Origin of the sequence: Salinicoccus luteus DSM 17002 (genome assembly GCF_000712035.1) — a bacterium.
Taxonomy (GTDB): domain Bacteria; phylum Bacillota; class Bacilli; order Staphylococcales; family Salinicoccaceae; genus Salinicoccus; species Salinicoccus luteus.
The window spans coordinates 69,839-82,541 of sequence record NZ_JONV01000010.1 but is presented as its reverse complement, the minus strand read 5'-3'; the positions used below and the strand labels follow the sequence as shown (position 1 = coordinate 82,541).

11 protein-coding genes are annotated in these 12,703 nt (G+C 50.1%); 4 read left to right on the top strand and 7 right to left on the bottom strand.

What is annotated here, in order from left to right:
* Window positions 1-8: 8 nt before the first annotated feature.
* From narI to BO53_RS0108390, 4 genes are read right to left on the bottom strand one after another with little or no spacing between them, the layout of a single operon-like run.
* Complete coding sequence (gene narI, locus BO53_RS0108405; protein WP_031547243.1) at window positions 9-683, bottom strand: respiratory nitrate reductase subunit gamma; 675 nt, start codon at window positions 681-683, stop codon at window positions 9-11.
* Entirely contained in the window at window positions 676-1,254 is a 579-nt protein-coding gene (gene narJ, locus BO53_RS0108400) for a nitrate reductase molybdenum cofactor assembly chaperone (protein WP_031547241.1), read from the bottom strand. The genes narI and narJ overlap by 8 nt, the downstream gene beginning before the upstream one ends.
* Complete coding sequence (narH, locus tag BO53_RS0108395) at window positions 1,247-2,800, bottom strand: nitrate reductase subunit beta (protein ID WP_031547239.1); 1,554 nt, start codon at window positions 2,798-2,800, stop codon at window positions 1,247-1,249. The genes narJ and narH overlap by 8 nt, the downstream gene beginning before the upstream one ends.
* A complete protein-coding gene (locus BO53_RS0108390) occupies window positions 2,790-6,461 on the bottom strand; it encodes a nitrate reductase subunit alpha (protein ID WP_031547238.1) in 3,672 nt (1,223 codons plus the stop codon). Before BO53_RS0108390 ends, narH begins: the two co-directional genes overlap by 11 nt.
* A 225-nt stretch (window positions 6,462-6,686) precedes the next feature.
* Between BO53_RS0108390 and BO53_RS0108385 the strand changes: the two genes are divergently transcribed.
* Window positions 6,687-7,385 carry a response regulator transcription factor gene (locus BO53_RS0108385; RefSeq protein ID WP_031547236.1) on the top strand — a complete coding sequence of 233 codons (699 nt, stop codon included), beginning with the start codon at window positions 6,687-6,689 and terminating at the stop codon, window positions 7,383-7,385.
* The gene (pnpS, locus tag BO53_RS0108380) at window positions 7,382-9,163 is read left to right on the top strand and encodes a two-component system histidine kinase PnpS (RefSeq protein WP_031547234.1); all 1,782 of its coding nucleotides are present in this window, start codon (window positions 7,382-7,384) and stop codon (window positions 9,161-9,163) included. Before BO53_RS0108385 ends, pnpS begins: the two co-directional genes overlap by 4 nt.
* Window positions 9,164-9,268: 105 nt before the next feature.
* On the opposite strand, the gene BO53_RS0108375 is transcribed toward pnpS, so the two are convergent.
* Window positions 9,269-9,955 carry a DUF542 domain-containing protein gene (locus tag BO53_RS0108375; RefSeq protein WP_031547233.1) on the bottom strand — a complete coding sequence of 229 codons (687 nt, stop codon included), beginning with the start codon at window positions 9,953-9,955 and terminating at the stop codon, window positions 9,269-9,271.
* A gap of 133 nt (window positions 9,956-10,088) precedes the next feature.
* Here BO53_RS0108375 and BO53_RS0108370 point away from each other — a divergent pair, with 133 nt between their 5' ends.
* Both BO53_RS0108370 and BO53_RS0108365 read left to right on the top strand, forming a co-directional pair.
* Window positions 10,089-11,060 (top strand): hypothetical protein, encoded by a 972-nt coding sequence (locus BO53_RS0108370; RefSeq protein ID WP_031547231.1) that lies wholly within the window; start codon window positions 10,089-10,091, stop codon window positions 11,058-11,060.
* Between the two features lie 43 nt (window positions 11,061-11,103).
* Window positions 11,104-11,694 carry an LOG family protein gene (locus BO53_RS0108365; protein ID WP_031547227.1) on the top strand — a complete coding sequence of 197 codons (591 nt, stop codon included), beginning with the start codon at window positions 11,104-11,106 and terminating at the stop codon, window positions 11,692-11,694.
* A gap of 12 nt (window positions 11,695-11,706) precedes the next feature.
* Here BO53_RS0108365 and BO53_RS0108360 read toward each other — a convergent pair whose 3' ends face one another.
* Window positions 11,707-12,246: a GNAT family N-acetyltransferase gene (locus tag BO53_RS0108360; RefSeq protein ID WP_031547226.1), complete on the bottom strand. Its 540-nt coding sequence runs from the start codon at window positions 12,244-12,246 to the stop codon at window positions 11,707-11,709.
* 91 nt (window positions 12,247-12,337) lie between these two features.
* The gene (locus BO53_RS0108355) at window positions 12,338-12,679 is read right to left on the bottom strand and encodes a hypothetical protein (RefSeq protein ID WP_031547224.1); all 342 of its coding nucleotides are present in this window, start codon (window positions 12,677-12,679) and stop codon (window positions 12,338-12,340) included.
* Between the last annotated feature and the right edge of the window lie 24 nt (window positions 12,680-12,703).

The following is a 12,703-nucleotide window of genomic DNA, read 5'->3' as shown; positions in this document are numbered from 1 at the left end:
CCCCTCTGCTATCTGTTCTTGCGGTAGACGACATAGCTTCTGCCCACATAGTTGAAAGGCAGACTCCATGCGTGCACGAGACGTGTCGCAGGCCATAATGCAAAAATCAGGAATCCAGTGATCACATGTATTTTAAAGGTCAATGGCACATCTGTCATCAGATTCGCATCTGGTGAAAAGATCAGCAGTCCCCGCAGCCATACAGAAATTGAGGCACGATAGTCGAAATCGGTGACGACTGCATTTGTCACGAGTGTGGCATATACACCGATGAAAGTGATGAACAGCAGGAGGAAGTTGACCATGATGTCAGATGCCGAACTCAGTCTCCGCACCGACCGCTTTGTAATGCGGCGGAAAGTGAGGATGATCATGCCGAGGAGCATCACGATGCCGAAGAATCCTCCAACATAGACCGCCCCCAGGTGATAGAGATGCTCGGTCACACCTACGGCTTCCAGCCAGCGCGCTGGAATCAGCAGGCCGACCACATGGCCGAAGAAGACGGGGATGACGGAAAAGTGGAACAGGATGCTTCCGACCATCAGCTGCTTCTTTTCGATGAACTCACTCGATTTGGCGGTCCATCCAAATTGGTCAATTCTATATCGCCAGATGTGGCCGACTACAAAAACCGCCACACACAGGTATGGGAAAATCACCCATAGAAATTGGTCAATCATTTTCCACGCCCTCTTTCTCCGACACTTCCACACACGTCTTGAATGTTTCCCTCAGCCCCTTGATCAGATTGAAATATGGACTTTTGTTCTTCTCAAGCGCCTGGATGATGTGGTAGGTGCCATCTTCAAGTACCATGATGAGCAGTGCCATGCTCTCTTTCGCCCGGTCGTCCCCACGCCAGTCTGCGGCATAGAGAAATTCGAGCATCAATGGAAGATAATCGCTCAGTTCGTTGTCCGGCATCTTCAGACCGAACATCTCATACAGCACTTTGAGCTTGGCGAGCATCTGCCCGCGTTCTTTCTGATCTTCAAATTTGAAGTACGTCATATACAGATTCGTATGCTTGTCGAAGTCGAATGTCTGCGTATAGACCTGCTGGATATCATCCAGGCCTATTTCATGCATATCCTCCCAATACTGCTGAACGTAAGGGTAGGCGGGGTGGCCTTCCCAGAAAGCCCCCTCGAATTCCCTTGGATGAAAGTCCAGTTTTTCAGGATATGTGAGCTGGTTTGCAAAGAATCCGAATGATTCCTTGTAATCATATAATTTCTCGAGATTAATCACGCCATATTCCCCCGTAGAAGTTCTCTTCATAGACTTCCTTACCAGATTTTGCTACTGATGCCTGTGCAAGGGATGGTCCACATCCGTCACAGTCCGATCCACCGAAACCGAAGCCGCTGCTGCCCTGTGAACGGTATGGGTCTGCATACTGCTCCCTGTGGGAACTTGGTATGACGAAGCGGTCTTCGTACTTGGCGATTGCCAGCAGGCGGTACAGAGATTTTGTTACATTGGCATTCATGCCGACACGTTCCAGCCTTGTTTCATCAAAATCCTTGCCGCTTGAGATGGCCCTCATATACTGTCTCATCATGGCCATTTTCTGAAGCGCCCCTTTGACAGGCTCCACATCTCCGGCAGTCAGCATGTTCGCTAGATACTGGAGTGGGATTCTCATTTCCTCGATTGCCGGGAAAATGGCATCCGGATTCTTGATGGAGTCCTTGCCTTCGAAGTAGTTCATGATCGGGCTGAGCGGCGGGCAGTACCATACCATCGGCATTGTACGATATTCCGGGTGGAGCGGGAACGCAAGCTTGTATTCCACTGCCAGTTTGTATACCGGCGAGCTTTGGGCCGCTTCAATCCAGTCTGCGGAGATGCCGTCGCGTTCCGCCTGTTCGATTACTTCAGGATCATTTGGATCGAGGAAGAGGTCGAGCTGCGCTTCATACAGAGCCTGGTCATCTTCGACGGATGCCGCTTCAAGCACACGGTCCGCGTCATAGAGCATAACCCCGAGATAGCGCATTCTGCCTGTACATGTCTCTGAACATACAGTCGGCAGTCCCGCTTCCACACGTGGATAGCAGAATGTACATTTTTCGGCCTTGTTGGTCTTCCAGTTGAAGTATACCTTCTTGTAAGGGCAGCCGGTCATGCAGTAGCGCCAGCCGCGGCATGCTTCCTGGTCGACGAGTACGATGCCGTCCTCGTCACGCTTGTACATTGCACCTGATGGACAGCTGGCCACACAGCTTGGGTTCAGGCAGTGTTCACACAGTCTCGGCAGGTACATCATGAATGTCTGTTCGAAGTTGAATTTGATTTCCTCTTCAATCTTTTCGATGTTCGGGTCCTTCGGTCCGGTAATGTGGCCACCAGCGAGGTCATCCTCCCAGTTCGGTCCCCATTCGAGATCCATCTTTTCTCCGGAAACGACGGAGTGTGCCTTCGCTACAGGGCTGTGCTCGCCCTCCTCTTTAGTGATCAGATCGTGATAGTTGTACGTCCATGGCTCATAATACTCCTTCATCTCAGGCATATCCGGGTTGTAGAATATCTTCCCGAGGGCGATTTTCGAAAGCTTCGTGCCGCTTTTGAGTTCAAGACGGCCGTTCTTGAGCTTCCAGCCGCCTTTATAGTGTTCCTGGTCCTCCCAGCGTTTCGGGTAACCGATTCCCGGCTTCGTCTCCACGTTGTTGAACCACATGTATTCTGCACCCGGTCGGTTCGTCCATGTACTCTTGCACGTTACACTGCACGTATGGCATCCGATGCACTTGTCCAGATTCATCACCATTGCTACTTGCGCTTTAATCTTCAAGCCAATTGACCTCCTTCATTTTTCTTACTGCCACATACACATCCCTCTGGTTCCCTATCGGTCCATAGTAGTTGAAACCGTAGCTTGTCTGGGCATATCCCCCGATCATCTGTGTCGGTTTCATGTGTATTCTCGTCGGCGCGTTGTGGCTGCCGCCCCTTGTATCCGTAATTTCAGAACCCGGCATCTCAATATGCTTGTCCTGTGCGTGATACATGAACATCGTCCCTTTCGGCATTCTGTGGGAGACGACTGCCCGTGCGTTGACCACGCCGTTGCGGTTGTATACTTCAAGCCAATCGTTATCATTGATGTCGTGCGCTTCTGCATCGAGCCTTGACAGCCATACTGTCGGGCCGCCCCTGAAGAGCGTCAGCATGTGCAGGTTGTCTTGGTAGGTGGAGTGGATATTCCACTTGCCGTGAGGTGTCAGGTATCTCAGCACAAGACTGTCGACGCCCCCTTTGATCTGCTTGTCCCTTGTGCCGAACACCATCGGCGGCAATGTCGGCTTGTAGACCGGCAGCGCCTCTCCGAACTGCAGGAACATGTCATGGTCCAGATAGAATGACTGGCGTCCCGTCAATGTTCTGAACGGCACGTTGTGCTCAATATTTATCGTGAATGGACTGTAGCGTTTGCCCGGCCTGTTGTAGCCCTGGAACACTGCAGTCGGCAGCACTTCCCGAGGCTGGGCGGTAATGTTCTTGAATGTGATCTTCTCATGTTCACGCTCGGCTGCAATATCTGTGAGCGGCATGCCCGTCTGATTCTGCAGGTTTTCATAGGACTTCCTGGACACTTCCCCATTCGAGCAGGAAGCAACGTGGAGGATGACATCGGCCACATTTCTTGCTGTGCCCATCTTCGGCAGGCCATCCTTGATTGTGCCATCGGTGTATACACCAAGCATGCCCTTCAGTTCCTCGTACTGGTCGCTCACATCGAAGGAAACGCCATGGGCACCGATGTTCGTCTTGAACTGCGGTCCGGCGGTGATGAATTTGTCATACACTTCCGTGTAGTCCCGCTCGACGATCTTCATTCCCGGCATCGTCTGGCCCGGGATGGCTTCGACCTCGCCCTTCGACCAGTCCTTCACATGGCCCAGGGGCTGTGCGATCTCCTGTTTCGTATCATGGGCCAATGGTGCTGTGACAAGATCCTTATGTTTGCCCGGTAGGTGCTCCTTCGCCATGTCGGTGAATCTTTTCGACAGGTCCTTGAATATGTTCCAGTCCGATTTGGACTCCCATAATGGATCGACGGCAGGGTTGAACGGATGGATGAACGGGTGCATGTCTGTACTTGACAGGTCGTGCTTCTCGTACCACGTTGCCGCCGGCAGTATGATGTCCGCATAGATTGGTGTCGCCGTCATCCTGAAGTCGAGTGCGATCATGAGGTCGAGTTTTCCTTCGACATCATCCCGCCATTCGATCTCTTCAGGTACGAATTCATCGTTCGGTGTGGCGAGCAGGCCGTTTTTGGCACCAAGCAGGTGCTTCATGAAATATTCCTGCCCTTTTGCAGAAGATGAAATCAGGTTGGAGCGCCAGACGAACAGTGTTTTTGGATGGTTCTCCTTTGCACCCGGATCTTCAATCGCAAATCGTGTTTCCTTATTCTTCAGTTGTTCGACAGCCAGGTCGATGATGGCCTGATCGGAGTCGTCTCCTTTGGCAGCGGCTTCCTTGGCAAATTCGAGACTGCTCTTATTGAACTGCGGATAGCTCGGAAGCCATCCGAGGCGTGCTGCAAGTACGTTGTAGTCCGCAGGGTGCCTGTAGTCGATCTTCTCGGCTGTCGGAGACTGCAGTGCGTCCGCACCGGCCTCTTCGTATCTCCATTGCTCTGTTGCAAAGTAGAACCAGCTGGTTGCATTCTGCTGGCGTGGTGGTGCCTGCCAGTCCTTCGCAAATGCGACATGACCCCAACCTTCATAAGGCCGCACCTTCTCCTGTCCGACGTAATGCGCCCAGCCGCCGCCGTTCTTGCCTTGGCAGCCGCACAGCATCACGAGGTTCAAAATCGCCCTGTAGATGGTGTCGGAGTTGAACCAGTGGTTGATGCCGGCACCCATGATGATCATGGAGCGGCCGTCCGTATCGACTGCGTTCTGTGCAAACTCACGGGCGATCTGGACGATGAGGGACTGTTTCACGCCTGTAATCTCTTCCTGCCATGCCGGTGTATAGATGGATTCGGCATCATCGTAGCCCCGCGCTTCATTTTCAGTGCCGAAGCGGTTGACGCCATACTGGCTCGTCATCAGGTCATAGATCGTCGCCACATAGCGCTCGGTGCCATCTGCAAGCTTCACTTTCCGTGCTGCGATCGGACGTTTGAATACACTGTTGCCGGCGTTGTCGAAGTATGGGAAGACGATTTCGATCACTTCAGCGTCATGTCCTTCGACGGTGAGCGCCGGATCGATGACGGTGCCGTCCTCCCGGTCGAGTGTGAGGTTCCACTGCTTGCCGTCCTCCCAGCGCTGCCCCATCGTACCGTTCGGTGCGATCAGCTCATCCGTATTGGCATCCATGATTACCGGCTTCCACTCTGCATGTGTCGATTCGATGCCCAGATCGCTTTCCCTGAGGAATCTGCCTGCCTTCAATGTATCCTGGAAATCATCCAGCATGATCAGGAATGGCATATCGGTGAAGCGCTTCGCATAGTCGATGAACATCGGCTCCTGCCTCTGGTGATAGAATTCGTCCAGGATGACATGCGTCATCCCCTGTGCGACTGCCGCATCTGTCCCCGGATTTGGAGCGAGCCAGTTGTCCGCGAACTTGACGTTCTCCGCATAGTCCGGTGCGACGGAAACGATCTTCGTCCCCTTATATCTCACTTCGGTCATGAAGTGGGCATCCGGTGTGCGGGTCAATGGAACGTTCGATCCCCACATCATCAGATAGTTGGAGTTGTACCAGTCCGCTGATTCCGGAACATCCGTCTGTTCTCCCCATATTTGAGGGGAAGCATTCGGAAGATCCGCATACCAGTCGTAGAAACTGAGCATCTCTCCACCGAGCAGAGTAATGAATCTTGACCCTGCTGCGTAACTGATCATGCTCATTGCCGGAATCGGGGTGAAGCCTGCAATGCGGTCGGGACCGTATTTTCTGATGGTGTAGATGAGCTGGGCTGCAATCAGTTGCGTGGCATCCTTCCATGTGACGCGCACATGTCCGCCCATGCCCCTGGCCTGCTTGTAGGACTTCGCCTTCTCTTCATCCTCAACGATGCTTGCCCATGCCTGGATCGGATCATCCTGCTCTTCCAGTGCCGTCCGCCAGAGGCGCCACAGCTTGCCTCTCATATAGGGGAATTTGATGCGCATCGGGCTGTATTCATACCATGAGAAGGAGGCACCGCGTGGGCATCCTCTCGGTTCATACTCGGGCATATCAGTACCGCAGGAAGGATAGTCCGTCTGCTGGTTCTCCCATGTGATGATGCCGTTCTTGACGAAAACCTTCCATGAACAGGAACCGGTACAGTTTACACCGTGGGTTGTCCTCACGACTTTATCGTGACTCCAGCGCTGCCGGTACATCTTCTCCCATTCCCTGCTCTTGTCTTCCATTATTGACCAGTTGCCGTTGAATTTTTCCGTCGGTTCGAAAAATTTCAGGCCGAACAATTTCTTCATCTGTGCCACTCCTATCAGAATATCTACTATGACTCTAAGATATATCCATTATCTGTCTATTCCTGAGAGAATGATATTAGGGAAATTCCTACTTTTCCCGAAAGCCCCCAAAAAAGATTGTGACAAGTATGTAAAGTTTTCAAATTTTCTGTGACTCCATGGTAAAATATAACGGCTGAGATAATTAGATATAAAAAACTGATATATATGGAAGGAGCTATTACTGTGCATAAGATCCTCGTGGTGGATGACGAACCATCCATCGTTACATTGATGAAATTCAATCTGGAGAAGGCCGGATACGAAGTGATGACAGCGGAGGACGGCCGGCAGGGCCTCGATCTTTCATTGACTGAAAAACCCGATCTTATTGTACTGGATCTGATGCTGCCCGGCATGGATGGCATGGATGTCTGCAAGACACTCAGACAGGAGAAGGTGGATACGCCCATCCTCATGCTGACCGCCAAAGATGAGGAATTCGACAAGATACTGGGGCTTGAACTCGGTGCTGATGACTATATGACAAAGCCCTTCAGTCCACGGGAAGTAGTGGCACGCGTCAAGGCGATACTGAGAAGGACGCAGACTCAGAAGGCAGCAGATGACGCATCTGCCGTCATCCAGCTCGGGGCACTCGAAATCCATACGGATACTTATGATGTATATGCCCGCGGGGAACAGCTCGTACTCACTCCGAAGGAATATGAACTGCTCCTCTATCTCGCAAACCATAAGAACAAGGTCCTCAGCCGCGATCAATTGCTGAACGGGGTGTGGGACTTCCACTATGATGGTGATACACGGATCGTCGATGTGCACATCAGCCATCTGCGCGAGAAGATCGAAGCCGACCCGAAACGCCCGGCCTACATCCGGACCATCCGGGGATTCGGCTATAAGCTTGAGGTTCCGGCAGAATGAAGCGCCTCTGGTTCAGGATTGCATCCGCCTTCTTCATCCTGATCCTCATTTTGATTGTCGTCCTCGGTTTTTTTCTGGCAGCTCTTTTGAAGAATGCCTATACGGATATGACACGCAGTCATCTGGTTGAAAATGCACAGATGGTCACACAGCTCATCGTGGCCTCAGACAGCTACTCTGAACGGGATGAGCTGCAGGATCTCATCCAAAACTTCGAACAGCCGATCCAGATGCGCTTTACAGTTGTGGATACGGGGGGTGAAGTCCTTGCCGATTCCGAAAATGACCCTGGAGAAATGAACAATCATTTCGATCGTCCTGAAATTCAGGATGTGCTTCAGCAGGAGGAGGAATTCGGAGAATCGATCCGCTACAGCACCACCCAGGATTTCAATATGATGTACGTTGCCCTTCCCCTTGTGTCCGAGGGGGAGACAGTAGGGGCAGTCAGAACCTCGGTGTCCCTGGAAGTCATCGATGACGCCATGAACAGGCTATGGTTCAGCCTGTCGGTCGCACTCGGCCTGATGTTCCTCATCGCTGCCATCGCGAGCACGATGCTTGCAAGAAGCATCACACGACCCATCGACAGCATCATGGACGTCACTTCACGCCTCAGGGAGAACGATTACAGCAGCCGGGTGAATACAGAGCCAAAAGGAGAAATCGGCGACCTTTCCCGCTCCATCAATGCACTTGCCGCCAGCCTTCAGAAGCAGATGAAAGAGATAGAGGAGAATGAACAGCAGCTCACGAGCATCATTTCGAACATGGTGAGCGGCGTCATGCTCATCAACCAGGACGGAAAAGTTGTACTGCTGAACTCGGCGATGGAAAAGTTCCTCTCCCAACACAAGGACAAGATCATCGGCCAGCCCTATGAAAAAGTCGGTGAACGCTTTGCGCTGAGTCCGCATATACGCACCGTCCTGGAAAGTAACGAAAAGGTGCACGAGGAAGTCCACTCCTACTATCCTCAGGAACGCATCATGGATGCCCATCTCGCCCCCTACTACGGTCAGGGATGGCAGCAGAGGGGGGTCATCATCGTCCTCCATGATATTACAGACATAAGAAGGCTGGAAAAGATGCGCAGTGACTTTGTCGCCAACGTCTCCCATGAACTGAAGACACCCGTCACCTCCGTCAGAGGATTCTCGGAAACACTGATGAGTGGGGAAGTGACTGATGAAGAAACAACCAGGCAGTTCCTCAAGATTATACACGATGAAAGCCAACGGCTCGACCGTCTGATCAAAGACCTTCTGAACCTCTCCAAAATAGAGAAGAAGGAAATGCCGCTGAGTCTTGAAACCGTCAATATGACAGCACTCGTCCACGAAGTCTCCGTTACACTGCAGGGGGCCGTCGAGGAGAAGAAGACAAGGCTGCTGCTCCCTGATCCATCGAAAGATGTGTATCTGCAGGGGGATGAAGACCGTCTCAGACAGATCATACTCAATTTGGTGGGCAATGGCATCAACTACACCGCCGAAGGTGGGACTGTCAAAGTCTCATTGAAAGAGAATGTAGAAAAAGTCCGACTCATCATCCAGGATGATGGCATCGGCATCCCGGAAGAGAGCCTCCCCCGCATATTCGAACGCTTCTACCGCGTTGACCGGGCGCGCTCCCGCCATTCCGGCGGCACAGGGCTCGGTCTTGCCATAGTCAAGCATCTGATAGAATCACACCATGGTAAGATAGAGGTGGAAAGCCGCGAAGGCGAAGGTACAACCTTCACCGTCACACTGCCAAAGAAGCAGGAGAATGAATAGGTGTAGATGAGTATTTAGGAGGCCACTCGCCGGTACTAGGAATACACAAAACACATGAAGACACCCCCGCTCCCAAAGGAAGTCGGGGGTGTCTTCATGCGTTTTTTATTGGTAATGCGCTTCCTTCACCCTTTTGAAAAGAATGTTGTTCTCAAGGTGAACATGGTCGAGGGTCCCTTTTTCAAGCTTTTCCAATCTTTGATAGACGAAGCGGATGATGCCTGAATCCCCTTCTGATGGTGTATAATCTTTCGTCAGTTCCCGAAGACGCCAGAAAGCTTCTGCTGCATTGCGGTGTTCATCCTCAAGCTCAGTTATATGGGGTTTGAGGGCCTCCCTCCTATCTTCAGACGGGTTGTTGAGGAATGATTTCAGCATTGGAAAGACATTATCGTCTTCATCCCTGGTGTGATCGAGCAACGCTGCCTTCAGATTAAGGAAGATGTCTTCCACATCCTCCAGATTTCCATCCTCCTTGACCATCTTTTCCACATAGGGTTCAAGTACTGGAAGCTCATCCTTCAGATCTTCATGATATTTTCTTTGTATATATTTGATGATGCTCTCTTCATCCATATATTTTATATCGATGCCATCCTGGTTTGCGGACCCCTCCCGGTTGATTTCATATAGCAGGTTTTCCAATGGAAGCTGGTGGGCAAGGGCAGCTTCCTTCAGGGTCCTGTTTCCGTCATTGGCAAAATCGATTCTCTGCTTCCTTAAAATATCCCCTGCTTTCGGAACTTCTGTTACGACGTCACCAAGCGTCATCTGACCAGTAATTGTTTTCATCATGCATTCCTCCTCATTTATTATAACCATACCTTCACACTGCGTTATTTAAACGAATTTGTTTACAGTTTAATGAAAGATCTCCAAGGGTATATTATAATCATCATATACGAAGATGCTGGAGGTTAGATGAATGAATGATAAAGTGAAAATGGCAGCCACGCTGCTACCCGTTATACTCGTCCCTCTTTTTAATGAAAGAAAACGGATTAAAGAGCATCCCGACATGCAGAAGCTCGGGGAGACATCGAGCACAGTCTACCATGTGGCCAAAGACAAAGGCAGCAGTGCAGCAGAATCGGTAAAGAATGTAAGCACATCCACATACCAGACAGGCAAGTCGGCGGTTTCCAAGGTCGGTGATGTCGTTTCCGACAGACGTCTGCAGCATACTTACAAGAAGGATCAAAAACAATATGAACAAAGCTTGAAGCAGGAAGAGTCCCTGCTCAAACAATTTGAGAAGGAAAAGGAGAAGCATAGGAAGGATCGGCTGAAGGAGCAGAACGAGAGCAGGATAGCCGTGCCAAAAATCCTGCAATCAGGCTCAGTGCCGGATGAGGAAGACAGGTCCCAATCAATGACGGTATCCGATGACTATAAAGAACCGGATACCAGCAGCCCCGAAACCCGGGCTGAGAAAAAATCCAACCCCGACAATTATGGAATCGCCACAGAATATGATGACGATCAATCGCACAACCGGGCAAGCCTGTCCGAAGATGACGAGGAAAGACTGGATATCGATATCCAGGGAGAGTCACATGATCAAAACAACAATGAACAGGAAAGGCTGGACCACATGAATCAGAACATCAACCACTGGATTGATAAAAAAGTAAAAGGGCATGAAGAGGATGAATACGAGAACGGAAAACTGTTTACAGAGCACAAGAACACTCTGGACCCAAGAAATGCAGAAGCACCGAACAAAAGGGCAGAGCAGGACGATTCACTTTTCAACCAGCATCGTTCACTCCATGAGTCCCAAATGTCCTCTATAGGCAGGAAGACGGGCGAACCGGGAGCAATCAGAAAATCCAGGAAACAAAAGAAACTTGAAAAGAAAATCAACAAACATAGAAGGAAACAATACAAACAGTAGCATCCAAAGCTTTGACCCCTATTATAGAGAGAGGTGACATACGATGAAAATCAACAATATCACCATATTCTGTGGTGCACACACGGGAGGTGACCCGGTATACGAAGAACGTGCCTATGCGCTCGGCCAACTATTGGCAGAAAAAGGAATCGGCATCATCTTTGGCGGCGGGGCTGTGGGACTGATGGGGGCTGTGGCTGATGGAGCACTCTCAAAAGGTGGCACTGTGACAGGTGTCATCCCCCAATTCCTTGTAGACCGTGAAATGGCACATCCCAAAGTCCAGCATATGGAAGTCGTAGAGAGTATGCATGAAAGAAAAGCAAGGATGGAGACGCTCGGCGATGCCATCATTACGTTGCCCGGAGGCGCCGGAACAATGGAGGAATTTTTCGAAATGTTCACCTGGGGACAGATTGGACTCCAGAAAAAACCGATTGGGCTGTTGGATGTCAATAATTTCTTTGATGCACTCACCCACCTTTTCGAAAAATTGATTGAAGAAGGATTTCTGGATGAAAAGTATATGGGCCAACTTTTCATCGGGGATGATGCCAATGAAATATTGAAAAGCTTTGAAACATACGAACCAATTGAAATAAGAACATACGAAACAGAAAAACGACGTCGTTAGGACGTCGTTTTTTTATAGTTCCAACTTGTACACAACATGCCGCTTCAGAGAATGGCCATCGGTAATCAAGGGATGCTCGAACTCCTCCACTCTGGTCATGCCGATTTTTTCCATGACATGAATCGAGGGCCAATTTCTTTTTGCTGCGAGCCCATAGATTTCTCTGATATCCGTATGGCGTTCTGCAAATTTGAGGACCCCGACTGCCGCTTCAGTGGCAAAGCCCTGGTTCCAGTGCTTCTTCATGAGACGCCAGCCAATTTCTATGCAAGGAAGGAATTCAAGCCTGAAAGGACCATCCTCCTCCAGCACCTGCATGCCTGTAAATCCGATGAATTCTCCGGTATCCCGCCGTTCCACTGCAAACAACCCAAACCCTCTATCTTCAATATCTTTCTGTGCATCAACGATGAACTGTCTGGATATCTCGTTGGACAGCTTTTCGGGAAAATACCTGCGTACATCAGGATCCTGGTTCATTCTGATGAAAGAATCGATATCGCTCTGTTGCCAGTCACGCAATATCAATCGTTTCGTTTTGATGTATTTCATGCTTATCCTCAACCATTCTCTCATTTATATAATGACTGTGTTCCACGGCTCCATCACATAAAAATGAAAGAGAAAGAGGGCAGGCATCCCTCTACTCCTCCACTTTCTCACTTTCATTCTCGAGTGGAGCATCCATCCTCTTGTAAGTGATGAGCTGCACCTTCACTTCTTTCTCATTGAAATCATAATCTTCCAGCTCTTCTTTCTGCTGTGTAGTGAATACAACATCCACAAAATCATTGGATTCTTTGAAATCATATCTCACATTGAATGTTTCGAATTCCTGATCTGCATTGGGCTTTTTTGAAACGAACCGGGAAGCATCCCCTTCAAAATCCCTGACTGCCATACCGGTGATCTCCTCTATTTCATAGCCCAATGCTTCAAGAGTCATTTCTTTTCCTTCAATGATATTGAATTTGTCTTCGTGCATAAACATCCCTCTCCCTAAAGTATT

Excerpts from the sequence above, each read along its gene's own strand:
- BO53_RS0108390 (WP_031547238.1), bottom strand. The coding sequence starts at position 6,461 with ATGAAGAAATTGTTCGGCCTGAAATTTTTCGAACCGACGGAAAAATTC.
- BO53_RS0108370 (WP_031547231.1), top strand. The coding sequence starts at position 10,089 with ATGAATGATAAAGTGAAAATGGCAGCCACGCTGCTACCCGTTATACTC.
- pnpS (WP_031547234.1), top strand. The coding sequence starts at position 7,382 with ATGAAGCGCCTCTGGTTCAGGATTGCATCCGCCTTCTTCATCCTGATC.
- narI (WP_031547243.1), bottom strand. The coding sequence starts at position 683 with ATGATTGACCAATTTCTATGGGTGATTTTCCCATACCTGTGTGTGGCG.
- BO53_RS0108375 (WP_031547233.1), bottom strand. The coding sequence starts at position 9,955 with ATGAAAACAATTACTGGTCAGATGACGCTTGGTGACGTCGTAACAGAA.
- BO53_RS0108365 (WP_031547227.1), top strand. The coding sequence starts at position 11,104 with ATGAAAATCAACAATATCACCATATTCTGTGGTGCACACACGGGAGGT.
- BO53_RS0108360 (WP_031547226.1), bottom strand. The coding sequence starts at position 12,246 with ATGAAATACATCAAAACGAAACGATTGATATTGCGTGACTGGCAACAG.
- BO53_RS0108355 (WP_031547224.1), bottom strand. The coding sequence starts at position 12,679 with ATGCACGAAGACAAATTCAATATCATTGAAGGAAAAGAAATGACTCTT.